24 protein-coding genes and 3 pseudogenes are annotated in these 24771 nt (G+C 36.8%); 8 read left to right on the forward strand and 19 right to left on the reverse strand.

Translation table 11 applies throughout. The features are described from left to right. Positions 1–260 precede the first annotated feature (260 nt). The 5 genes and pseudogenes from ACP6PM_RS21830 to ACP6PM_RS21850 all read right to left on the reverse strand — a co-directional run. Positions 261–895, reverse strand: a pseudogene (locus ACP6PM_RS21830) (IS630 transposase-related protein); the annotation flags it as partial. Positions 896–1671: 776 nt separating this feature from the next. Then, positions 1672–2940: a precorrin-6y C5,15-methyltransferase (decarboxylating) subunit CbiE gene (gene cbiE, locus ACP6PM_RS21835; protein ID WP_426588338.1), complete on the reverse strand. Its 1269-nt coding sequence runs from the start codon at positions 2938–2940 to the stop codon at positions 1672–1674. 297 nt (positions 2941–3237) lie between these two features. Further along, positions 3238–3594: an IS200/IS605 family accessory protein TnpB-related protein gene (locus ACP6PM_RS21840; protein ID WP_426588388.1), complete on the reverse strand. Its 357-nt coding sequence runs from the start codon at positions 3592–3594 to the stop codon at positions 3238–3240. 118 nt (positions 3595–3712) lie between these two features. Then, a complete protein-coding gene (locus ACP6PM_RS21845; protein ID WP_426588340.1) occupies positions 3713–4231 on the reverse strand; it encodes a hypothetical protein in 519 nt (172 codons plus the stop codon). 590 nt (positions 4232–4821) lie between these two features. Beyond that, positions 4822–5562, reverse strand: coding sequence for a DUF1868 domain-containing protein (locus ACP6PM_RS21850; protein WP_426588342.1), 741 nt, complete (start codon positions 5560–5562; stop codon positions 4822–4824). 74 nt (positions 5563–5636) lie between these two features. On the opposite strand from ACP6PM_RS21850, the gene holA reads away from it, so the two are divergent. The 6 genes and pseudogenes from holA (at position 5637) to ACP6PM_RS21880 (ending at position 11622) form a co-directional block, all read left to right on the forward strand. Next, positions 5637–6638: a DNA polymerase III subunit delta gene (gene holA / locus ACP6PM_RS21855; RefSeq protein WP_426588344.1), complete on the forward strand. Its 1002-nt coding sequence runs from the start codon at positions 5637–5639 to the stop codon at positions 6636–6638. 1045 nt (positions 6639–7683) lie between these two features. Further along, positions 7684–8676 carry a hypothetical protein gene (locus tag ACP6PM_RS21860; protein WP_426588345.1) on the forward strand — a complete coding sequence of 331 codons (993 nt, stop codon included), beginning with the start codon at positions 7684–7686 and terminating at the stop codon, positions 8674–8676. An 18-nt stretch (positions 8677–8694) separates the two neighbouring features. Further along, entirely contained in the window at positions 8695–9762 is a 1068-nt protein-coding gene (locus ACP6PM_RS21865; RefSeq protein ID WP_426588347.1) for a mevalonate kinase family protein, read from the forward strand. A 252-nt stretch (positions 9763–10014) separates the two neighbouring features. Continuing rightward, complete coding sequence (locus ACP6PM_RS21870) at positions 10015–10215, forward strand: hypothetical protein (RefSeq protein WP_426588349.1); 201 nt, start codon at positions 10015–10017, stop codon at positions 10213–10215. A gap of 154 nt (positions 10216–10369) precedes the next feature. Then, positions 10370–11436, forward strand: a pseudogene (locus ACP6PM_RS21875) (IS630 family transposase). 3 nt (positions 11437–11439) lie between these two features. Further along, the gene (locus ACP6PM_RS21880; RefSeq protein WP_426588350.1) at positions 11440–11622 is read left to right on the forward strand and encodes a hypothetical protein; all 183 of its coding nucleotides are present in this window, start codon (positions 11440–11442) and stop codon (positions 11620–11622) included. Between the two features lie 573 nt (positions 11623–12195). Here the strand turns inward: ACP6PM_RS21880 and ACP6PM_RS21885 are convergent. Beyond that, positions 12196–12609, reverse strand: a complete 414-nt coding sequence (locus ACP6PM_RS21885; protein WP_293100522.1) for an AbrB family transcriptional regulator — start codon at positions 12607–12609, stop codon at positions 12196–12198. A 2198-nt stretch (positions 12610–14807) separates the two neighbouring features. Between ACP6PM_RS21885 and argC the strand changes: the two genes are divergently transcribed. After that, positions 14808–15866 (forward strand): N-acetyl-gamma-glutamyl-phosphate reductase, encoded by a 1059-nt coding sequence (gene argC, locus ACP6PM_RS21890; RefSeq protein ID WP_426588352.1) that lies wholly within the window; start codon positions 14808–14810, stop codon positions 15864–15866. A 786-nt stretch (positions 15867–16652) separates the two neighbouring features. Here argC and ACP6PM_RS21895 read toward each other — a convergent pair. The 13 genes and pseudogenes from ACP6PM_RS21895 to ACP6PM_RS21955 form a co-directional block, all read right to left on the reverse strand. Continuing rightward, positions 16653–17189: a transposase gene (locus ACP6PM_RS21895; protein ID WP_426588354.1), complete on the reverse strand. Its 537-nt coding sequence runs from the start codon at positions 17187–17189 to the stop codon at positions 16653–16655. 67 nt (positions 17190–17256) lie between these two features. After that, a complete protein-coding gene (locus tag ACP6PM_RS21900) occupies positions 17257–17451 on the reverse strand; it encodes a transposase (RefSeq protein WP_426588356.1) in 195 nt (64 codons plus the stop codon). A gap of 169 nt (positions 17452–17620) precedes the next feature. Beyond that, positions 17621–17746: pseudogene (locus ACP6PM_RS21905) on the reverse strand (hypothetical protein); the annotation flags it as partial. A 243-nt stretch (positions 17747–17989) separates the two neighbouring features. After that, the gene (locus ACP6PM_RS21910) at positions 17990–19717 is read right to left on the reverse strand and encodes a nuclease-related domain-containing DEAD/DEAH box helicase (RefSeq protein WP_426588358.1); all 1728 of its coding nucleotides are present in this window, start codon (positions 19715–19717) and stop codon (positions 17990–17992) included. Between the two features lie 366 nt (positions 19718–20083). After that, positions 20084–20503 carry a hypothetical protein gene (locus tag ACP6PM_RS21915; RefSeq protein WP_426588360.1) on the reverse strand — a complete coding sequence of 140 codons (420 nt, stop codon included), beginning with the start codon at positions 20501–20503 and terminating at the stop codon, positions 20084–20086. Between the two features lie 48 nt (positions 20504–20551). Then, positions 20552–20950: a GNAT family N-acetyltransferase gene (locus ACP6PM_RS21920; protein WP_426588390.1), complete on the reverse strand. Its 399-nt coding sequence runs from the start codon at positions 20948–20950 to the stop codon at positions 20552–20554. Continuing rightward, positions 20951–21097, reverse strand: a complete 147-nt coding sequence (locus tag ACP6PM_RS21925; RefSeq protein WP_426588362.1) for a hypothetical protein — start codon at positions 21095–21097, stop codon at positions 20951–20953. A 140-nt stretch (positions 21098–21237) separates the two neighbouring features. Then, complete coding sequence (locus ACP6PM_RS21930) at positions 21238–21849, reverse strand: hypothetical protein (RefSeq protein WP_426588364.1); 612 nt, start codon at positions 21847–21849, stop codon at positions 21238–21240. Between the two features lie 66 nt (positions 21850–21915). After that, a complete protein-coding gene (locus tag ACP6PM_RS21935; protein WP_426588366.1) occupies positions 21916–22311 on the reverse strand; it encodes a HEPN domain-containing protein in 396 nt (131 codons plus the stop codon). Next, complete coding sequence (locus tag ACP6PM_RS21940; protein ID WP_426588368.1) at positions 22308–22652, reverse strand: nucleotidyltransferase domain-containing protein; 345 nt, start codon at positions 22650–22652, stop codon at positions 22308–22310. Before ACP6PM_RS21940 ends, ACP6PM_RS21935 begins: the two co-directional genes overlap by 4 nt. A gap of 107 nt (positions 22653–22759) precedes the next feature. Then, positions 22760–23095, reverse strand: a complete 336-nt coding sequence (locus tag ACP6PM_RS21945; RefSeq protein ID WP_426588370.1) for a XisI protein — start codon at positions 23093–23095, stop codon at positions 22760–22762. An 84-nt stretch (positions 23096–23179) separates the two neighbouring features. Beyond that, positions 23180–23326, reverse strand: coding sequence for an element excision factor XisH family protein (locus ACP6PM_RS21950; protein ID WP_426588392.1), 147 nt, complete (start codon positions 23324–23326; stop codon positions 23180–23182). 410 nt (positions 23327–23736) lie between these two features. Next, a complete protein-coding gene (locus ACP6PM_RS21955) occupies positions 23737–24291 on the reverse strand; it encodes a Uma2 family endonuclease (RefSeq protein WP_426588372.1) in 555 nt (184 codons plus the stop codon). Between the two features lie 327 nt (positions 24292–24618). Between ACP6PM_RS21955 and ACP6PM_RS21960 the strand changes: the two genes are divergently transcribed. Continuing rightward, the gene (locus tag ACP6PM_RS21960) at positions 24619–24765 is read left to right on the forward strand and encodes a hypothetical protein (protein WP_426588374.1); all 147 of its coding nucleotides are present in this window, start codon (positions 24619–24621) and stop codon (positions 24763–24765) included. The last annotated feature ends 6 nt before the right edge of the window (positions 24766–24771 follow it).

Raw genomic sequence — 24771 nt, forward strand, 5'->3', positions numbered from 1 at the left:
TGTCTATTTTTAGCGATCGCTTGTTTTTGATTGTCTATTTTTAGCGATCGCTTGTTTTTGATTGTCTATTTTTAGCGATCGCTTGTCTAGGCAATAGTAACTTTTAGCTGGCTATTCTAATGCACCATTTTAGCTGTGTCGGTCCACTAGTTTGATTGTTTGTCAACCTGTCCCAGATTTCCTAAAGTTATAGAGCTTCACCAGTTAAGCGTTGGCGGAGCAAGTGCGGCAGCTATATCGTTCTCACCTGAATCCTTACATTTTCCCCGACATAAACCACTGATAATACTAACCCTTAGACTTCTTTTTCCTGACTTTAAATCGTAAAATATTTTTCCAAATTCATTCCATCCATAATTATAATCTTCTCTATTATCCATACCTGGTTCATCTATATTCATTCCATCCATAATTATAATCTTCTCTATTATCCATACCTGATTCATCTATATACACCAACTTTTCCGGCCTTTTATGGCTAATTTTGGCCAGAAATTCTTTTCTTTTCTCTTCATCTATTTCTCTGTAACCGTAAGTTTTTTTTTCTTGTATAGCCAATTTTTTTTAAGGCTTTACCTATAGTGCGTTAGCGGAGCTTTGCATCAGTAATCGCTAAATGATTATGGTCATTCAAATGTCATTTCTTTTTAAGTTTTACTGCTATTAATGTGAGCAAATTCTCGCTCATTGTTCGCGCGTCTGGTATTTTGGGATTATATCCTTTTTGATAACCTGTTTTTGCTCTTATATCCCTGGTTTCTCTTTTTCTGTGTAACTAAATATTGATGGTATTACGACTAATCTTAAAAACAGAACTTGCTTGAATTTTACTCATCCCATCATCGATGGCATTAATAAATTTTTGTCTTAACTCGTAGCTATAAGGAGCAAGCATAATCTTTTCCAGATAATTTTTCTCTATTATTTCCTAATCTTTACTTCGAGTGCTATAAATAGAGTTAAATTATTTAGTATTTGATTATTTTACAGTACTGTATGTAATAATGGCATATTTAATATTTAACAGATATTACGAATACTGAAGTGATAATTAAGTGCCTTGACTCAATATCTAGGTATCAATGATTAAGTTGCATTGACTCAGAGATTATCTGAAGTTGAAAGACTTTTATCAGTAGTTAAAACCTTAGTAAAAAAATAACTGCGGAGGTTTTTTTAGGGAAATTTAGTAACTTTTGCGAAATTTGTCACAATTTATGCGAAAATCTAATTATTGATACACCCTGATTGATCGAACCCAGCTCAAACTGGCTGGGTTTTCTTTTTCTATTGAAAGTTGGCATTATACGAGTTTGAAAAAAGTATGCTAGAAAAAGCTGCAAAAAGCGATCGGAAATACTTAAAAAGAACTTCTCTAATTTATTTGAGAAAGCTATATCTATCATTTTCCCTTTTTTTATTCAATATTTACTCCAACTTCGGTCTGACCTACTCCCGTTGCATGCAACGTCCCTAGCATTTGTAACAAACATTGATCGCGTTTGGCATTAGATACCAAAATTATAGGTGTTGATAATTTTTCATAGGAGTTGGTTTGAGGATAATTTCTGGACTCTAGAGTGAGATTTTAATTATCAAAACCTACCATACCTAATTTTTAAGCAATTAGAATTAATATTATACAGTAATTCAACAACGGTTTAAATTTTCTTAGGTTTTTCTACTAACAATCATAATTGTCACAGGATTAAGAGGATTAAACCGAGTTAAATTAGCTACAGGTATAGAACGAGATAACTGCACCTGCAAAAGACGATAACTCCAAGAGCGATCGCTTCTTGTTCTTTCCTCTACCCAACTTACAGCAGTATACAAATTTTCCAAAGTTGTAAATGCTAAAACTATTATTCCTCCAGGCAGCATTCTAATGCCACAAACTCCCAGAATATTTCTGAGTTTACCACTATTACCCCCAATAAAAATTCTATGGGGAGGACGCAGGTGATGTAAAATGTCGGGAGCATTACCATGAATAGAAACTACATTTTTCACCTGAAAGCGACGGCAATTTTCTTCAATTAAACTTGTTCCTACAGCAGTTTTTTCAATTGCATATACTATAGAATTACTGCAAAGGCGAGCAATTTCAACCGAAACAGAACCTGTACCAGCACCAATATCCCATATTATTTGTTTTGGTTGCAAGTTTAACTCAGCTAAAATTAACACCCGGACTTCCCGTTTTGTCATCAATCCTGGGCGGTCATCATAACTTAAAAAATAATTATCTGGTATCCCCAACAGAGGCAAATTAGCTAAATCTAGAGGTTGATGAGGTATTTTAGATTGACGCAATAATACTACTAAATTTAACGGTGCAAATATTTCTTGTTGTACTGCATCTATAGACCATTTTTGCACTCGTTCATCCTCACTACCAATATTTTCACACACCCAAAATTGATATTTAGTTGGTAAATTTAAAGCTAGTAGCAAATTAGCGATCGCCTTTGGTGTATTGGTAGGATCTGTTAACACAGCAATTTTCTCAACTCCCTGCTGTAATACTTGAATTAACTCATCCATAGATCGACCATGAACGCTAATTATTTTTGCATCTTGCCAAGGAATTTTGATCCGACTAAAAGCTAATTGTACAGAACTCAGATGAGGGTAAAACCTTAATTTTTCTGCTGGAAAATGTGTAACTAATAACCTTCCTAAACCAAAAAATAGAGGATCTCCTGAAGCTAAAACTACTATACAACTATTAGAAGTATCTAAATGTAAATGCTTCCGTATTTCTACAATTGCCTCAAGTACATCTCCGAGTACAATAGTTTCAGCAGTATGATTGGGAAAATAACGGAGATGGCGATCGCTTCCTACCAATAAAGTCGAACTTTCGACTATTTTCCGTACTAACTCATTTAGTCCACTAATTCCATCTAAACCTATGCCAATAACATTTATAGTCACGATAATTTCTAGCTCAAGTCAAAAGTTAGGCATTCAAAATTCAAAACTCAAGTTATAATTGTGACTAAGTTTGAGAATTTGAAAATATCCTAACTGTTCTATATATTTAGTAAAAGTATACTCAAATATAGACAGACATTATTTCATTTCAGAAATTCCCTTCTATTTTACTTTGAGAGATGAATTCTCCTAGGATGAAGTACGCGCACCTCTCTATCCCATAGAGATTAAACGGATAAGGGAGATACTTTTATTGACATACTCCCGACGCTCCCCTACGGGAGAGCGCAGGATTCTTCAGCCAGTTAAAATGTTGCAGGAACCAATTACATCAGCTTGGACTAGAAATCCTCGATCTGTTTTATCAAAACCTCGCTTAATTCTTTTCCCTCTAAACTTTGGCTTTTCTGTCCCTTTCCCATACTCTGGCAGAGAATCTAAATTTAAAAAATTAGAAACACTCGTGCAAGATTCTTCAAGAAGAATTACTTTAATTCCTGCCAGTTGAGATTTACAAGTAATCATCTCGATTAGTCTTTCATGAGGGATACTCACAAACTTTTGATTGTTGAGTTTTCCTAACTCAATGTTTTGTTTCCCACCTGAATTATAGCCAATAACTAATGTGGTAAGTTTTTCTTCAATTATAAAGATTAACTAGATAACGACTAGCCCGATGAAGATAATTATCAACCAAATGATTTTGACATCTAGTGAGACGACGAATTCTTTGAGAACTTTGGCGATTACCTTTGAGTAAGGATTGTAATTTTCAGCGACTTTGGTTGAAAAATTGATTTAAGCTTTTTAACGGTTTGCCATTAATCAACAAAGGGACGAAATCTGGTTTATTTGAAGTTAGAGCCATTAAGTTATCTATACCTAAATCAATAGCACCTATCATTTCATTAGGGTTTAATAACTGTTTAGTTGTCTCATATATTATCTCAATTACATAACAAGCACATTTAGGGACAATTCTTACTTCTGCTATCGAATCAGCCACATGAGTAGGAAATTTAATGACAGTTTTCGATAATTTGACCAATCCTTTCTTGAGAGATACTTTACTAATAACTTGAATCCTATAGACTAATAAGTTTCGTTCCTTTTTCGTCTCTCGATTGCCAGGGATTTTGAGTTTTCCCAGAAACCGATCGGTATTTTCTTTAAATTCTGATAACCCTCTCAAAAATGACTTGCAATTTTTTTCTAATCCTCTTAATAGTTGCTGTGGAACTTTAGCGGGTAATACTTTGTATTGTGGGGTCTGTTTGATCGCAGAATCCATCTAATTATAAGTCAAATAACCATTATCATAAATGAAACTTTGACGAATTATCTAATTAGCTCCCTTATTTGACATCCTTCCAACGTTACGTTTACCCAACAACGCGGGATTCTCTATCAGTGATGTTAGGGAATTTCTGCTGCCTCTTGCAGAGGAGCTGCGCTTTTCATGTCGCGAAGCGAAACATAAAACCTAAATCAGAGGCCTAACCTCTTTTTTGGTCTTACGGTCGATCCACAGACTGACACTGCTAGCCCAGTAGCCTTAGCTTAACTAGTATAGCACACGCTTTGGAAAAACCGCAACATTGATTGGTTTTACTCTCTCTGATATCCCGCCCTCTCCTGAGGGCGGGTCTTCAAGCAACGTTGAGATAAATTTTTAGAGTGCCAAGATAACTCATAATTTATACTCCCCAAAATCGGTGTCCTTTCTTAATAATATATTTTTCAGCTAATTTCATTTTTGTCCTTAACATTTGAGTGAATGACCCGCCAAAAATTAAATTATTCGGCGGGAAAAATTATATTCACCAATTCTTCTATTTATCTATATAACTAATTAAGTCAAGCATTATTTATGGCCTAACTTCATGGCAAATCTACTACAGGCCAATCAGATTCTCGATAGTAGTTCATCATATCATCAAATTTTCGGAGTTCTCCACGATATACCAAAATTTCTGGAGTAGTTTCCAACCACTGATGATTTAATTCTGAAATGCTATCCGCCAAACCAGCAATATCTAAATCTGATGGAATTTCCCCAAAGTATCCTAAAGTAACATGAGCAGTCAAGTGATATTGCTGTTCAATACCTAGAGCAATGAAATTAGGATTTTGATAAATTGACCGACGTAACTTCAGAACTTGTTCATAAGAACTTTCATCTTTTGGAACTAAACAAACACCAACCGCTCTAGTCATTACTATAATTCCAAAAATTTGCCATTGAATTTGATGGCCATTTGTGGAAATAGATAACTCCTGAAAACTTTCCGTAATACAAGAGCGTAATTTTTCTTCAAATTGAGGATTATTTTGACCAGCATTTATAAAGGCACTTTCCCAAATTAAATCAGCTAAGGTTAAATGAAAACTATGACCAGGCACCGGAATCATTAAATTCGGACCGAATAGTTCCATTAATTGTTCTTGACATTTTTGTAAATGCTGATAAAAATTACTGTTTCGTGAGTCCTCTTTCCCTGGTGGAGTAATTACCGAATAACCAGGAAAAGGTGTAGCCTGAAACTGGCCATCCAGCTTAGTAAATTTTGGAGAAGGTTGGATATATTCCAACTGAGACTTGTAACTTTGTAGTAGCGTCATCTGAGCTACTCGGTTAATGTAGTTCTGATATGTATCGTCCAATCTAATTGCCCCTTGTCAAAAAATAGCTTCTTATGCCAATTTACCTCTACTTTGGCGAGGATCAATATTCAATGATGCAAACTATTAATGCTTTGCGTGAATCTGTCCTCGATCCTATCTGGGCTAGCTTTAATTATGACAAAATTTCGCCAGCAACAGATGCAGTTCAAACTGGATTAAATCAGGCCATGACTCCACCGTTTGGTTCTGGTAGTCGTTTTGTCTGGCTCGTCGATACTAATATAACTCAGCATTGCTCACAAAATTTGTTGGAGGATTTGGAACGGACTCTACCTCAAATTCCTGAAGCCACTATTCTATTACTTACTACTCCCAATAAACCCGATAAAAGACTTAAGTCCACAAAATTGCTCCAAAAATGGGCTGAAGTTCGAGATTTCTCTCCTATTCCTCCTTGGAAAACAGAATTACTCGAAGAGCAAGTTAAAGAAATGGCTCAGGAAGTAGGAGTTAAGCTTACTCCTCCTGGAGTTGCTTTTTTAGCAGAAGCTTTAGGTAACGATCGCCGACAACTGCATAGTGAGTTGACTAAATTGCAACTTTATGCTAATAAAAATACTGTTTTAGACCTAGAAGTAATTACTACTCTGGTGGGGTCTCAAACTCAAAGTAGTCTAAAGTTGGCCACAGCTATTCGTTCAGGAGATACGGTTAAAGCTTTGGAGTTAGTAGCAGATTTAATTGCCCACAATGAACATCCATTAAGAATAGTAGCTACTTTAGTAGGCCAATTTAGAACATGGTTTTGGGTAAAACTAATGATAGAGACAGGAGAAAAAGATGAAAAGGCGATCGCTCAAGCTGCAGAAATAGGCAACCCTAAACGAGTATATTTTTTACGGCAAGAGGTAAAGTCTTTATCATTAAATCAGTTACAGAAAAGCTTGCCCTTATTGTTAGATTTGGAAGTAAGTCTCAAGCAAGGAAAGGAGGAAGTATCTACTCTACAAACCAAAGTCATAGAACTTTGTCAGCTCTTTTCTCAGAAAAACATCTCTAGAAAAATTTATTAAAAAGTTTATTAAACTATAAGGCGCTGGAATTCACAATTTATGGGTAATAATTCCCAGATTCATCACAGTAAATTATAATATTTCTTCTTGAGGTCTTCCCTGACCAAAATTAAATTTATGGAAATGTATGTGGAAGGCAAAAAACAAAAAATTATAGATTGGAAAAGAACTTTAAAATATTTCACAATTAATTTAAACCATTAATTCCAACCTGATTACTAATCCTCTATCTTCAATGCTATCTCAAATCAGTATTCTTACAGATTGATCAAATTAACATGATCATAATTATAGAATCAGCTCAAGTATTTAATAATTTTTTTTGCTATAGTTTAGGAGAGTATTCAAGATTTGATTAAGACTTGTAGTATAATCATTTTTTTAACCAGAGGTATAGACAGATAAGAAGCAAATTTTAATCATTCTATCTTGCTTGTGAAAAATTGATAATTCCTGCTAATATAAAACCCAGTAGCAGGTTTTTATAATTCTGCAAATCCTCAGCGGTTGGGCAACCCTGATTTGAGAGGTTGAATACCTTTCCGCTTGTTTAAATATAGGCAGGACTTACGCATTAGGTACGAAAAACTAGGATTTGAGATGGCTTCCCTGTGGGTCGTAATGACGAAAATAGGTTGTAGTGCGTAAGTCCTAATAGTATTAAAGTCCCCTTCTTAGGGCAGGAGGCTTGAAACCCAATTTTTTGAAAAATAAACAATCTAACATTAAGATAGTGAAGATTTTCACCCTTGCCGATAATACCATTTCCTGATGAAACTACACTTAACTTAATAAGATATAGTTGAGGGGATAAGTCAGGTTTATTTGTTTCCATCAAATATTTATGGTAAGTTTCAGAGCAACTGGATTTATAAGCGTTGAAACTGCACTTAAATATTCAGGAGCGATCTGCGCCAGCAAAATCAGCTTTGATAGACAATTATTAAGGGTCTTGTTACAAATAAATGGTATTAAGAATATCAAAATTGATTATAGTAATTAAGTAAATTAACTGTTCGCCCTCCAGCCCAAAGGAGCGCTAGTCATGACATCAAACAATTTGCGGGAACTTGCTAAACAAGGAGATCCAAAAGTTATCTCCTCAATTATCAATCATTCACTACAAAAAAAAGGGATAAATGTCCAAGTAACTAAGGACAATGATTCTCTTGAAGTTACACTAGAATCCGATCAAGTTTCTAATCAACAAGCCTCTCTTGTTGAATTTATCCGAACTGGAATTGTGAAATTGGGAGTCGAATCAATCAACACTGTCAAGGTGTATGGTGTTCAGACTGGAGATGATACACCAGTGTGGGAAGAGGAATTTTTTTTAGGCACGCCACCAACAACCCATACATCTGAACTTGAAAAAGAATCTGAACCAGAAGATTTTCCAGAAGAAGATTTTCCAGAAACTGTAGATGACTTAGATGAAGAATTGGAAACTGTATACGAAACGGAAATAGATGAAGATTATTACGAGGAAGGAGAATACGATGAGGAAGGAGAATATGAAGATGATGATGAAGAATTATCACAAGAACCTCAGTCTTCAAAAAAGAAGATACCTTTTATTCCGGCAATATTACTCGGATGTGTCTTAGTAGCAGTAGTTGCACCTGCTATACTGCACTTTAGTGAAATATTTCCACTGCCATTCCTGAGTCAGTCAAAGTCAGAAAATACTGAGTCTAATGATGTTAACTCATCTGATGTTAACTCATCTACACCAGAAACTTCTCCTCAAGATTCTCAAGCTCCAGAATCTCCAAAAACACCTGAATCTTCTACAACTGCCGACTCTAACCCTTGGTATTTTGCTGTTAAGAGCGCCCAAAGTGCTGCCCAAAAAGCCAAGACGGCTACAACAAAATCTGAATGGAACGCAGTAGCTAGTGACTGGCAAAAAGCTGTCGATCTGATGAAAAAAGTGCCAGAGTCTAACCCAAATTATCAAACGGCACAAATGAAAGTCCTTGAGTATCAAAATTATCTAGATATAGCAAAGCAGAGAGCAGATCAAGCTCCTGATTAGGAATAATTAGACAACAATATGAAACTATTTGTACCAGGTCGCCTTTGTTTATTTGGAGAACATAGTGACTGGGCTGCAGGATATCGTCTGATGAACTCCCAAATAGAGAAAGGTTATACAATTGTAGTAGGAATTAATCAAGGAATTTATGCAAATATCAAACCCCATCCCACTGATTTAATTGTCAGGACAACTTTAAATTCTGACAGTCTGATGCAGTCATTTCAGTTGCCTATGCACCAAAAAAAATTATTAGTAGAAGCTCGCAGGGGAGGGGTCTTTAGTTATGTGGCTGGAGTTGCATATCAAGTTATCAAGAATTATCCAGTAGGTGGTTTAGAAATAGATAATTATTTCACAGATTTGCCAATTAAAAAAGGTCTATCATCAAGTGCAGCTATTTGTGTATTGGTGACTAGAGCTTTTAACCTATTGTATGATTTAAACCTAAATATTCCAGAGGAAATGGAGTTGGCTTATCAAGGAGAAGTTACTACCCCTTCTCGTTGTGGTAGGATGGACCAAGCTTGTGCTTATGGTAAGCAACCAATTATGATGATATTTGATGGAGAAAAAACGGATATTATTGAACTTAATCCACCAAAAAAAGATTTATTTTTCGCGATCGTTGACTTAGGGGGGAGCAAAGATACTCAAGAAATCTTGACCAGATTAAATAAATGTTATACAGAAGAACTCAATGAAATAAATGAGAATGTACAACATTATCTCGGAGTTATTAATGCTGATATTACTCAACAAGCCACATTAGCTTTGCAACAAGGGGATGCAGAAAAAATAGGTAGCTTAATGGTCAAAGCACAAAGCGAATTTGATAGATATATGATACCAGCTTGTCCTTCACAATTAACATCTCCAGTGCTGCACTCATTACTAAATTATCCACCTATCCAAGAATATATTTGGGGTGGTAAAGGAGTAGGGTCTCAAGGAGATGGAACAGCTCAATTTATTGCTAAAGATGAGAAGAGTCAACAGCAGTTAATTGAAATAATTAAGGATGATTTTCCTAGAATGCAATGTTTGAAATTAGTAGTTAGAGGTTGTTTGTCAACTAAATATTAAAGCTGGAATACTATCAAGGATTTACATCCTGTCGCTTATAGCAAAATTATTAGTAGGGTATTGGTACAGGAGTTTAGACTAAATAGTTGAAGATACAACCAAGGAAAGGATTGAAAAAAAATTGGACTATCAAGGGTTATAGACAAGATATGTAGAAAATAGGAGACGATGTAAAGTTTTGTTAATCACACCATTTATATACTTGTAATAACCATTTATATACTAAGAACAAAAAACTTTTTGCTTATTCCCATGAATCAATACTTAGGAATCAAACAAAAATCCCAAGGGCGACTTCATAACGAAGATGGAAAATTTGCCCCTAACTACCCAGGAGAAGCAAAAAGACTTAGAAAAATTAGACTAACAGATATAGCTTGGGAATTATTAGCAGAAATCACTCTCAAAAACCAAATTACAAGACATTCGTCGGCCAGTTCCATCAAGGCATAATATGCAGCCAGAAACATTTCACCCCGCCGAGGAGCTACGGCTCGGTATGAATCTCCGTGCCTTGAGGCAGGAGAAGATGTCATATCATGTCCGGTAGCATCGGAGCGTGTATAATAGAAGAGGAGAAAAATAACTGTCCGGAGCGTACGCCATTATGCCAAGACGTTTAAGTATCCAAGAACACCTAAGTATAGATGAACTAGAAAGAAACTACCGAGCTACCTATGATCCAATAGAAAGGACCAGATACCAAATAATTTGGCTTAAGCGCAAAAGGAAAAACAACACTCATAAGTTTCTTCAGTCACAGGCTATTGTTTGGAGGGGATTCGTCAAATTGCACGTCGCTATAATCAGCAGGGTAAAGAAGGATTGGTAGATCGTCGCCATCAACATCCAGGGCCAAAAGGATTCCTCTCAGATGAACGGCAAGCCCAACTAGAAATGGCCATCCAAGAGAAAGCACCAGATGGAGGATTATGGAATGGGCGTAAGGTAGGGGATTGGTTAACAGAATTAATAGACCATCGAGTTGATCGGCGCAGAGGATGGGAATATTTACGCTCAATGAAATATAGATTACGAATCCCCCGACCTGAGCATCAGAAATCGGCAACCCCAAACGAACAGGAGGAATGGAAAAAAGCGCACCGCCTGCGGCGAGGTCTCCTCGCCGTAAAGACGGAGCAAGAAAACTCTGCTGCCGATTTGAACAATTAAAAGCTGAGTATCCACAGGCCACTGTCGAACTCTGGGCAATGGATGAACATCGTTTGGGCCTCAAACCAATTTTTCGGCGAGTATGGACACCTGTTGGGGTACAACCAACAGCAGAGGTGAACTGGCGTTTTCAATGGTTCTGGGTCTATGGGTTTGTACATCCCCAATCAGGAGAAACATATTGGTGGCTTTTACCTAAGGTCAATATTACTGTGTTCAACCAAGTGTTGGCCGACTTAGCTGAACATTTTAGTTTGGGAAAAAATAAACACATCCTTTTAGTGCTAGATAAAGCAGGTTGGCACAGCAGTAAAAAACTCAAAATTCTTTCTGGGATTGCACTTGGAGTTCTTACCAGCCCATACACCAGAACTACAACCAGCCGAACGACTCTGGCCAGTAATTAATGAACCGATCAGTAATTAAACCTTTGAAAATTTATCCCAGATGGAAGATATAGTTTTTGAGCGATGTATCAACTTAATGAAACAGCGTTCGTGAAACGTGCCGGAGGCAATCGCTCCCAAACAGGTCTCACTTGTTTTCGTTGATGGCCTACTGATGATTTGTCAAGTGGTTGAAGAGTGGCGATCGCTCCGGGCAATTATTTTTCTCCTCCTCTATTATACACGCTCCGATGCTACCGGACATGATATCAATATTGAACACTGGTATCGATGCGCCTAAACAAAGGTTACATTTAATATTTTAGCCTTCTTTGATGGTGGAAATAGTTGGTTTTTCTTGTTTTCCCTCTGTTTCCAGAAGAGCTGTTGGCTATCCCCTTTTTTAGATTTATTTTACAAACAATCTCTTAGGAATTAATATCTTCCACAACTCACTAATTATATTGTTGAAAGTCCAATCTCTCAGGATAATTAAGCACCAGGAAAAAATCAGCAAAATACTATGGATAATTTGACAGAATGTTGCTAGAATAAATAAACTTGAAACTCCCGCATAGACAAATTACTTAATCCAGGTGAAAATAATTCCAACTTTATTATCAATTTAATAGCAGGTTGAAAATGGGTAAAAAATTCCTCTATTTTTGCGCCACAATTTATGTGAACACTTATATGAGTTAGAAGATAAGTAAAAATCTAGATTTTTCCTGTTAATTTTCAGCTCAAGGCCAGAAATAAATAGGGAGAATCTGGAAATCTTGACAAGATTGATACACTAAGTAAGTAATGATTTTTAAGCTAAAATTAGCCTCTAAATCCCAGTCAATTAAAATCCCCCGACTCTCCATTCCACTTATTCTTCTATTTGCAAGCCATTACCATTAGTATGGCTAGCTTTTTCATCATCCACTTGTTTCAAATGAATATGTTTGTATCCTAGCTTGATTTCAAATTCATCTCCTGGTTTTAAACCCATAGTTTCAGTATAAGTAGCTCCTATGACGATTTGGCCATTTTTATGCACACTAACTCGATAAGTTGGTTCCCTACCGCGACCATCTTTCGTACCATTAGCATCCAAAGGAACTCCTTTTGCTGCTAAAAGTGCATCATAAAAATCTGTGAGATTAACACGAGTCTCATCACTTTTTGTGACTGTGTAATATCCACAACGTTTAGCAGTTTCCCTTCGTGGTAAGTGAGAAAGTTCTTTTACCTTTTGAAGCAAATTTTTTCCCGTTAGTGGAAGTTTCGCATTTTCAACCATATTTCTTAATAATTCTCCTTACTCTATTAGTACTATACTAAATCAATTTTAGTGAAAATTGTTAGGATTATTAATAATATATACTGAAATTTATCAATTGTGCAAAAAAATTTTTACTAAAGCATTATACGGCATAAGGCCAGTAATATTTTAGTAGGTAATATTGATTTCCCTAATGTACAACTTACCCCTGTAGTTAAGCTAAAATTATGAAATAATTTGCAATAGTTATTACTCTATAAGGATTGTTCTTGTGCAAATTTTTTTGAGGTGGGAGGAGGAAAGAAAAATGTTACAGGTATAGGGTAAATTATCTAGTCAGTTAATTTAATTGACCCAGTAGGTTTTTGAGTTTTAATCTACTATTGTAGGTATCCCTAATTTTTTCTAAATAACTATGGCAGAATCGTGAATAGTAATTTAAAGTCTTTTCTAAAATGGCATTATTAATCACAGTTTTCCACAGTCATTATTGGTTAATTATCATATTACTCAAGCCAACTGGATTTTGGTACTGACTGTCTTAATTCACTTCCAAATGATTATTATGCAACGAAACCAAGTTTTAACCAGATTTACAACTCCTCTAAAGAATCTACAGTGATTTATCGCCTATAGTGTCAATGGTATACTCATCTATTACATGACTTTACATATAAATAGATCACAAAACTCTTTTGGGGTAGGGATAGGGAGTCGGGAGTAGAGAGTAGGTAGATTGTTTTGGGTTGTGCCTACTCAGTGTAGTCTATACTATCTGAAAAGCACTTTTTGTTAGGAAAGAAAAAATTCGCGAGAGAAACTCCCGAATTAATATAGTTATTTTAAGAGAGATTCCAAATACAGCACTTCCCGTTGTTATGAGATACAATAACAGCACTTAGTAACTGGAAAGTACAAAGTTCTTCTAAAAAACGATTTGCTTATCTGACTGAAAGTATTACTGGAAAATACTTACAGCACCTACAGTTCGTTTGGGGAGAGTTGATAACCTTGAGACCACTGAAAGCTTTAGCTAGCAATAGTTATTCCAAGAACTTCGCACTGTCTAGTTAGTAAACTAGTTTTTTAAATGTTGAGGATTCATTAAGGAATGAGGATAAAATAATATCCACAATTTTTGTCTAGAAGTATCGCACTGAAATACTCCTGTACAGGGAATCTGGAAGTTAATAAATCCTCATTCCTAACTCAAGTGCAAAAGAGATGATTTTATCAACCATTTTTGTGGCGTTGGTGAATGGGTAATGCTTTTGTCTCAAATCTCTATGAAAAAACTATAGTTGTACGGTTCATAAATATTGAAGAGCATTACTTAATCACCAACCCCATTTTTGTTGTAGTGGCAGAAAAAAGGAGGCAAGCCCCGAGATTCTTACCTAAATGAAGCAGATCGCCAAAAGTTCTGCGATTAATGGTAAAATTCAAGCATGATTATTAGAGAAGCCAAATTATTAAACGGCTCGGCTCTAAGGTACAAGATCTTGCCTTAGAACAGGCTTGGAATTCAATCTCTAGTTTTTATCGTCGCTCTAGAGAGGGATTCAAAAAGAAAGGGTATCCGCAGTTCAAAAAACATTCTCGCTCAGTTGAGTATAAGACTACCAGCTGGAAACTGTCAAAAGATTGCCTCAGTATTAATTTCACCGATGGATTTAAGGCAGGCAAGTTTTCTGTATTCTGTAACCATGAAACAAGAGAGGATTTATTTAGACTGAAAATCAATCGGGTAAGAGTTGTCAGACGAGCTGATGGTTATTATACTCAATTCTGTTTTGATGCTAATCTTAAAGAAACAGGGAACTATACAGGAAATGTAGTAGGTATAGATTTGGGTCTGAAGTATTTCTACAAAGACCAGAACGACAATGCTGCAATTTATCCCAAGTATTTATCGGTCATGCAGCAGGAGTTGTATTACTCCTGAACATAATAGTAGTATGTAAATATGCCAGCACTCATTGCTATAACTTCTGACTTCTGACTTCTGACTTCTGACTTCTGTGATAATCCCATATTTGGCACAAAAAACCCTTATTTCGTCACAAACATTACGATAAGCTCTAATAAAGATTATCAGGAAAAATTATTAAATTATAAAACAAAATATAATAATACCACCAAATTTTAATTTTGGTACTAAAATGCAGCAAAAGTTAAAATTTTTGCTACTAAAATTACTTAGGAGAGTTAATACTATGAAAGAATCAGCACCTGTGCCAATAGGAATTGTAGGTGCTTCTGGCTATGGCGGGGTGCAACTTGTGAAACTGCTCCAGGATCATCCAAAAGTTGAAGTTGTTTATCTGGGAGGAGACAATAGTGCAGGAAAACCTTTTTCTTCAATCTACCCTCACCTGGAGCATTCTGTAGACTTAATGGTAGAGCCAATTGAGTTGGACAAAATTTCCAGTAAATGTCAAGTAGTCTTCCTCTCCCTACCCAATGGTTTAGCCTGGAAAATGGCACCTACTTTATTAGAAAAAGGATGTAAAGTATTAGACCTATCTGCTGATTATCGGTTTGCTGATCTTGAGACTTATCAATCTTGGTATGGTGGGGAACGCACAGACAAAAATATAGCTGCTACTGCTGTTTATGGTTTACCAGAATTGTATCGCGATCACATAGCTAATGCTCAACTTATCGGTTGTCCTGGTTGCTATGTTACAGCTAGTCTCTTAGCACTTGCTCCACTATTTAAACAGGGTTTGATAGTACCGGAAACTGCAATTATTGATGCTAAGTCAGGCACATCCGGAGGTGGGCGAAAAGCAGCTATTAATCTGTTACTAGCTGAAGCTGATAATTCTATTGGTGCTTACGGAGTAGCTAGTCACCGACACACCCCAGAAATTGAACAAATTTGTAGTAATTTAGCTGGTTATGATGTGAAAGTGCAATTTACTCCCCATCTCATGCCAATGGTACGGGGGATATTAGCTACAGTTTATGGTACCCTCCGAGATCCTGGGTTGGTACGAGAAGACTTGTTGACTATTTACAATGCTTTTTATCGTAATTGCCCTTGGGTGAAGGTGTTACCCAGTGGCACTTATCCTCAAACTAAATGGGTTTGTGGCACTAATCTCTGTTATCTTGGTATTGAAGTCGATCACCGTACAGATAGAGTTATTATCATGTCAGTTATTGATAATCTGATCAAAGGTCAAGCTGGACAAGGAGTTCAGTGTATGAACTTGATGATGGGTTGGGAAGAAACTCTGGGGTTGCCCCAGTTAAGCTTTTATCCCTGATGGTATAGTTTTCTTGTTTTATATAAACGTTGGTTGAAAACCTGCGCTCTCCGGTCACGGCGTCGCATGGAAAAAGCAATCAATATTGCAGTTTTACCAATAGTGTGCTATGGCAGTTAGATTAAGGCTGCTGGGCTAGCAGTATCAGCGCCAGTGCTCATGGGGGAGACCCCCAAAACTGCACTGGCAAGTCTTTAGGAGCGCGCCTTTAGACCGGAAAGAGGCTCGACCTCTGAGGCTGGTCCATTGTTTCGCTTTTCGGCTGTCGCCGACATGAAAAGCGCAGCTCCTCTGTAAAGAGGCAGCAGAAAGCCTTAAGAGCGCGATGGCTAGGAATCCACCGCTGTCTGGTAGAGCAGCTACGGGAGGATGTAAAGTGTATCTGCGCCCAGATATGTGTTTGGTAATTGGTTAGTTAGTTTTTGGTGGTGTTATGCCACCTACTAACCTTGCTCCAGACTTATAGCTGAAGTTAGAAGGTGCGCGCGTCAGAAGTCAGAAGTTAAATTCGTAGCACGGGCTAAATTTGAGAGGAGCGAGAATGTCCGCGCTAGTAATGGCGACTGCTATATAGAACCCCTGAAGGTATCTTCATAAATTTAGCAAGGAGTCAGGAGATAGGAGACAGGAGGTAAGAGGTAAGAGGGAAGAGAGAAGAAGGAAGATGTGGGGAGAAATAATACAAAAAATTCAACACTCCTTCAGATGATGATTTTTCCTCAAAATTGATGCGCGAAAAGACTTGACTACCATAATTATAGAACCCCTGAAGGTATCTCTTAAAACTTAGGCGATCGCCAATCTCTTAAGCATTAGTCGAATAAAACAAAGATTAATTTTGGCAGTAGCATTTTTCAGGGTTCTTTCAAAATTTTTGGTCAAGCTTTTACACCTTTCCATCCAGGAATTAGTTCTTTCTATGACCCACCTTGCTTTCACAGGAACAAATCCTGTTTTTCCAAGATTTTCTTTCTCCGTCTTTGATGGTTTTGGTGATAGTTTAAACCGAATCTTGGTCATAATTGCCGGATAAATTTTTTCGAACTCCTGTATGATTTTTTCGGGGTGATATCCATTATCAAGCAAGATACTAATTTTAGGAATGTTAACTGGTTTAGATTTAAAATAGTTAATATTGTCTGATAACATTTCTATTAATCCAACATCATCAGATACTGATGCTTTAGTACAATGAGTAAAAAAAGGAAAGCCGAGACTATCTACTGCTAGGTGTCTCTTAATTCCGTTAGTAGCCTTGTAAAAACAGAATCCCTTGGACTTGATACTAGCATTACAAGTATTTTTTACAGATAAGTGAATCAATGATGATTAAAGTTGTCCATCTGGCTTTTTTTTTACCTGTTGACGTACTTGAGAATGCAATGTATCTCTAATTTGCAAGGATTATCCCTGATTCTCGCCATTGTTTGTAATGCCAAAATACTGTTGAATAAGGTGGTAAATCCTTGGGTAAATCGCACCAATTACAACCATTTTTTAATTGATACAAGATACCATCTAAAATTTCTCTCTTGCTCCATTTTGTTGGACAAGTTTTCTTCTTTTTTGGTATGGGATGGTTCAATCAGAGCCCATTCTTGATCTGTTAAACTGCTTGAATATGGCATTTGCCTAACTCTTGTTTAGGATAATTGGCGTTGGCGGAGCCTAGCGGCAGCTATATCGCTACTTAACTATATACCTTATTCCTCAAAAGATACGCTTAGGGGTTCTATATAGCTATCAAATGGGTTCTATAACAAAAATATTACAGCACAGGCTATTTTAATAGTGCCAATATTGAACAAACATTCTATCATATTCTGTTGAATTTGAATGTTACGAATATGAATGTGCATTACTTCGTTTGTGTATCTGCTAAGTAGTCCTTGTTGTCAAGTGGATGCCCTCTTAATGCTATCCTAACAGCCATGGCTCATTTTAACTCTCTGGGGTCAGGATTCGACTTGATAAAGACATCTAATTCTTCCATACATATCAATAATAGGGATAATAATGTAGTTTGTGGCGATAATTTTCTGCTTTTAGTTCGCCCAAATAATAGCCTTCTTTTACAGGTTGAAACGAATAATTACTTAATCTTTAGTTGGATTTATAGTAACTTAGTTAGACTTTTCATACAATTCATTCCAAGGTCCAAGTATTCCTGATACTTTATCTCCATCCCATATTACAGTAGCAGTAGTATGACCGTCATCAAAGTACGGACAATCTTTACCCACTTTAAGTATTTCCGTATTTTGTGTTGTCTGAAGTGTCCAGGTTCTACCAGCACGATTTCTCCACTGAAGTGTGGTATCATCAATTTCGCAGCGTCCTAAATACCGATAAATAATCGCAATATCTTGAGTTTGATAGCCTTCTGAAACTAATTGTTGAATTTCAGTAATAGCTTCTTTAACTTCAGTTAACCTATCGTTGCATAAATGTAGCGTCGGTCGCTTGCCATGACGTAGAGCTGTAGTAGGTTCAACCAGCGGAAACGCTTCCTCTTTGTCTTCCTCAACGGGTAAAGACTGAACTAAGTTCCAAGCTGCTGATAAAATTTCCTCTGTATTACGATAATTGCGGTTAAGTTTCCTCACTCGTCCCTGTGCTTTAATACCCAAAGATTTCCAAGTAAATTTCCGGCGTGGGTAAAGACTTTGACTTTTATCTGAAACTATCAGCAGGTCTCCATTTTCGGGGTCTTTTAAAGCAGCAGCACAACATTTAAACCAATTAGGTTGGAAAGTGTGACCTTCGTCTACCAATACGGCATTCCATTTTTCCTGTGTGGGAGTTTTTTCTAGAGCAGTGAATAAGCGATCACCTACTACTTCATCATACTCGTCTTCGTTTTGGTAATTACTAGGGTTGGGCAAACCGCCAAGTACAGATTTTGCCCAGTCGTGGAAATGTAGCACTGTTATCCGCTGTTGGTAAAGAGGGTTGTTGTCTTGGTTAATTAGCGATCGCAGATAGGCAGCTAAAGTTATATTGAAACAAAGAATGAGGACTTTCTGATTAAAGACTCCACCTGCTAAAGTTTTAGCCCGACTGAGTAGTATTAATGTTTTACCGCTACCAGCTACACCACAGAATATCCTATGTCCGCTACCCAGGGAACGAGCTAACTGCTCTTGTTTGTAGTCTAAGGTTTTGATAATTGTGGCATCGGGTTTAACAATTACTTCCGTGGGAGTGCTAGTAGGTAAAGCAGGCTCCACTCTAACTGTTGATTCTGGGTGAATAATACCACGAATTGTGTCGATTTGGTCATCTTCCAATCCCCAAAATTTAAACCGAACGGTAAATATTGACTCCAAACGTTTGATTAAACCTCGTTCTCCCAGGTCTTCCCATTCCAATAGCTCGTCTTTGTAGACGGTTTGGGGTTTCTCCAATATAGGGTAAATATTATCTTCCCTGGCCTCAGCTTCAGTCATATTAGTCATTACTGCCCCAACACCCACGGGAAATGCCAATTTTCCTTGAAAATCTCCTTCATCCTGACACAGAATAGAAAAGCCTTTAAGCTTATTCATCAAAGTATCCAGGTAGCCTTTACCTTGTCTAAGGGGACACTGGCACTTTTCTACTTGGCCTTGCTGGCAAATTTCAAAGATTTGACGATCGGCCTTGAGAATTTGGTCAGCGCTCCAACCTTTGACTTCTAATATTAATAGCCCCAGGTCTGGACTGAGAATGATAAAGTCGGGATATGAACCTTTGATATTAGGCTCGTAGTAGATAAAAAAGTCATCGGGTAATTCGTCCCTTAATAGTTTAAATAGTCGCTTTTCTCCTTTGCTGGCGGAGGGGAGGGTATCAGGAATAACTAATGCCATTGTTTTTTTATAAATTAGTCTAGTTATGTAATTTAGGCTATACATGGTTAACCATTCCGTCAACAGAGGTATTACGGAGATATTCTTCTGTTTTTTTGAGCAAAAAAGCAATACAACGGCGACTTTTATTAATATTATTATCAAGGGAACTTTTGAATAGGGGAGAGGTATGATGAATATAGCAATCCTAAATTGGTCGTAATAGTTTTTATAATAGTTTATCTAGGCTGAAAACCTTGAAAATTCTGACTCCTGACTCCTGACTCCTGACTCCTAGCTGCCAGGAAAATATTACAACTAAAATAGGATTGCTATATCAAACCTCCATCCAAGAATACTGCAAATTTACCTTAACACCGAATGTATTTAATTAAGAGAATTTTGTTGAAAAATAGGTAGACCTTCTGGTGATAAAACAATATTACCTTGACTATCTCGTTCCACATCAAGAAATAGATAATTACCAGAATCATCTTTTTCTAAGACCAACTTTCGACCCTCCATTTTATAACTGGGAGGATGAAATTGAACCATACCTTTATGCTCAAATATTTCACCTTTATCATCCTTAAAAATTGGACTTACTACTAACTCTCCATTAGCATCAAATATCCAATCTTGAGTTTGTGGGTCTCGCAAGGGAGTAGGATAAATAGGTAGACCTTTTGATGTTTTAATTAACTCCCGGTTATTATCAGTAATTGGATAAATGAATACAGGTTTATCTTGATTATTGTAAACCAGTTTATTAGTTTTAGGGTCTCTTAAAGGAATTGCACCTGGCAATGGTGGTTCTGGTATATCTAATTCTGGGTGAGGCGGGTGTAAATTAGGTTAATTAGTATTAGGTGAAATTTCATAATGTTTGCTAAATTGAACTGCTGTAGGTGTAAAACCAGAGCGTTTTAATAATGCTTGCATACCTTTTTGGTCGGCAGCAATTAATAAGTCAATATCACTTACTTCCATTTCTTGGGCTTTTTGAATGGCAGTATTTGCTAATAGTTGAATATTTTCTGGTTGACGATGTTCTGGTTGAACGTACATTCCTAAAACTGAACCAATACGCCGGGGTAAAAAGGGATTTTCTAGTTCCTGTTCTGCTAAAAATTCTGCTGATAAATCAGGAGGTGGTGCTTCATCGTAGAAATAGATAAATATACAGCCAACTATTTCAATTTGATTGTTAGTTTGAGTTTCTAAAATATAACAATAGGATAGAGGTTTATTCAGTTAGTAACTAACATATTTTTCGTATTCGAAGTTGGGTTTAAGTTTCATTGATGGGTCAATATTAGCACGTTCGGTGGCAAATTCTGCCCATAAGGGTGCTATTGCTTGACTATCTTCTGGAGTTGCTAATCTGTGGGTATAATTCATGGTTATTTAGTTGATATTTTGTTAATAATTTGTTGAATCTTTGGTTATGGAAAAGGAAGAGCAAAAGTTTATTATTTGTTCATAGTAGGGGCGAATGGCATTCGCTCTCTATTTAGGAAACACCTGGAATTATCATAAATTTATGTTGAATATTCCATTTCAAGAAAGCTTTTCAGAATCCCAATAATCTGACCTAAATTACCTAAATAATATTCATTTATATCAATAGTAATAGTTTGACCTTCTAGCTCCAAAAATTTCCAGAGACTACCTGTTGTAATAACTCCATAAATCTTTTTTACTTCATTTCCTTTTTGCTGATTAAATAACTGAGCAGAAATCATTTCTGCCATACATTGACCCAAACCTGTTTCTATATTATCATTTTTGGCCTCCACTAAAGTAACAACCGGAGCTTCTATAATTAACTGTTCGGGGGATTTGCTAATCAGAAAATCGCAAAATCCATTTAAACCTCTCTGAGAATCGACAGTAAATTCTTTGCCAGAAAATAGACTTATTTGATTTGATAATTGTTTTTTTAGTTCAATTAAAATAGGCATAACTATTAGTTCAGAACGAGACTTTTCTGAATTAATTGCCAGAGCTAATGGAATATTATAATCCAGAGTTTCCGATAAAAATTGGCTGTATTGTGATTCTGGGATTTTGGCAAATATACCGTTTTTTTCTGAGAGTAAAATGCCAAATTCTGATTTTATTTGTTCGATTGTAAATTGGCTATAAGACATTGATAAATTAGTGAAAACTCTACTTTTAAGGTGACTCTTTTAGTAGCAGTAGCTTTGTTACCATATTTAAGGAAAATAAGGAGGAAGAGAATCAATATTTGCTAAGGCAAAATCAATCATTTCTTCGGCGTGAGATATTGTTTGTAATACCTCTGTTTGCGCAATTTGTATATCCGCATTATAATCTGCTTCTAATCTGATGTTTTGGGCATCAATTAGATAACGGTGGAATTGTACTGGAACGCGCTTTGGTCTGGCAAAGTATTGACCAAAAGCGGCGATAACAGCAGAATGGCGAGAATAAGATAATTTCTCTCCTTCTAAAAAAGCTGTAGCTACATAAAACATCACATAGTAAGCACGAGAAGCAGCAGAATCAAAAAAACCTTGGTCATTTAAAACTCGTGCTGCTTGCAAAGATCTGTCAGCTTTCTCAATTAGTCTTTGTTGCTCTGGACTCATATAGTAATTCCTTCTTGCCTAATATTACGAAACAAACCATTCTCATATTCCTGGTATTTTTGAATTGTGGTAAATATACAGCTAATCACGACGGTATGTTCTAAGCAGATATCGGCTATCAAAACAGAAATTCGGTTTCTTTCCTGAGAATAGTTAAATTGGTTTTTGAGAACGATAAGAACATCTATATCCGAGTCAGGTTTAGCATCACCTCTAGCTTGGGAGCCAAAGAGAACTATTCGCTCTAGTTGTTCGCCATAAATTTTTTCCAATCCCTGGCGAGTTTTGGCGATTATTTCTTTCAGTTGAGGGTTGGTGGTTGGAGTAGGCAACTTTTGCATATATTTGAGAATTGGCTGTTGTTTTTGATTGGTATTTTAGCATGAGTTAGTTATAGGGAATGGGGGCGATATAGCTGCCACACTTGCTCCGCGAAACGCTCCTCAAATTAAAAAACTGCAAAATCGGTTATCTTGCGTGTTTCTGGGTGATAAAATCCTAAAACAATTTTGTCTTGGGGAACTCCTGCTGCTAACAATTCTCCTGCTATACCATCTTCAGTTCCGTCGCGATGAATCCAAATTTTATCGTCTCTAATTTCTAGATGAAGTATGCAACCATGAACCATTTTATGACCTTCTACTCCCAAAATCATTAATAGATAATGGTTCTGTTCTCGGTCAAAAACCGTTTTTCTCTCTACTTCACTATAGGAATAGCGTAATTGACCATAGTCGCCGATTATTTTCTCGATTATTTGTTGATATTTACTGATGGTATCCATTCAATAATTTCCTCCTCTAATTTGTGGAAAGCTACGAAATTTAAGCACTGATTTTCTAGCATTAGTTGGCCGATAGGTTCGCGCTCATATCCCTTCATAAGCTTCTTCGTCTACTGCTAAGTAGAGAATTCTTTCTGGGTTAGTTTTTTCGAGTACGTCGTGGTAAACGATATACTGACCGACCGCATTTTCTAGGTCATTCATTGGGGAAGCACCTGCAAAACTTTTCAGTTATACCCCTATTTTTACTAAAAAATAAGGTCTCAAGCTTTCCTTTCAAAGGGATGAAAAAAAATCAACTTTAGTATTTCAATCTCGATGCTGAGTGCCAGAGATACTGATAACTGATAACTGATAACTGATAACTGAAATTGACCCCACTTGATAACGAAAGGGTCGTCGGTTATACTCCAGTTATCTTTGACCAAGAAATAAGGTCTCAAGCCTCCCCTTTCAAGGGGATGAAAAAAAATTGATTCAGTATTTCAAGCCTGCTACTTTAGTAGGAGTTACTGATAACTGATAACTGATAACTGAAATGACCAGAGCCTTAATTAAGTTGGCATAGTAAGCATCTCTAGCTGGCATGAGGGAATACTGAGGGTTGTTTTTGGATAAGGCTTATACTTTGGGCGACAGATTTACTCGAATACTGGTGGCCAAATTTCTGATATGGGCAGTTCCCAACCGGGTAATAATTCGGGAATGGTCAATGTGTCTTCATTGGTTAAAACTATTGGTTCCCCAGAAGCGCGATATACGGTTACGGTCAAGTTTTTGGGGTCTACTAAAATGCCTACTTGAGAGCCTAACTCGATAAATCTTTGCAGTTTTTCAACTAGAGGTTTAATGTTATCGGATGCTGACCTGACTTCGATAGTTAAGTCAGGAACGATTTCGGCAAAAGCACGGGGAGCTTGACGCATCTTGGCAGCAGGAACAAAGGATACATCAGGACCACGCAAGTTGCCGTCTGGGAGACGAAAACCTGCTCCCGATCCAGTTACATAACCTAAAGCTCTCGGTATCACCCAGTTTTGTAAGAAAAATGTTAACCTGGCGATAATAACTTCGGAAACGTAGTCTGATAATCCCATGATGATAATTTGACCGTCAACTAATTCGGTGCGGTAGTCTAAATGTGCTTCTGTTAGTTGTGTTTGGACTTTTTCTAGGTCTTCAACTGTTAGAGACATAAGGCATCTCCTGTTAATATTTGAGACTGTTGGTGGAATTATAGCAGAAAATTGATTGGGATTGCAATAGGAAAGCGATCGCTCCTTTCAGTTATCAGTTATCAGCTAGAAGAAAGGAGCGTTTCGCCATAAAGGCGGAATGCCATTCACCCTGACGATCGCTCTAGGGAATTTTTGCATATAGCACTAGGCAAATAGGTATTTGACATTTCTAAATCCTGTTCGCGGAGGGTTTCCGCAGGAAAAACTGTTTCACAATCTGCTATTGCCTATTGCCTATTGCCGACTCAAGTAGCGCTATCTTTGAGATTTGGTTGTTGTTTTTGATTGGTATTTGAGCATGAATTAACTAAGTCTGTTATCTGTTGGCTGTTATCTGTTATCTGTTGGCAGAAAAAAACTTTGGCGGAGCAAGTGCGGATGCTACATTGGGGGCGAATGGCGATCGCCCCTACAGAGGAATTTTACGGTTAAGGGCAC

The organism is Dapis brunnea BLCC-M229 (assembly GCF_050015995.1).
Taxonomy (GTDB): domain Bacteria; phylum Cyanobacteriota; class Cyanobacteriia; order Cyanobacteriales; family Microcoleaceae; genus Trichodesmium.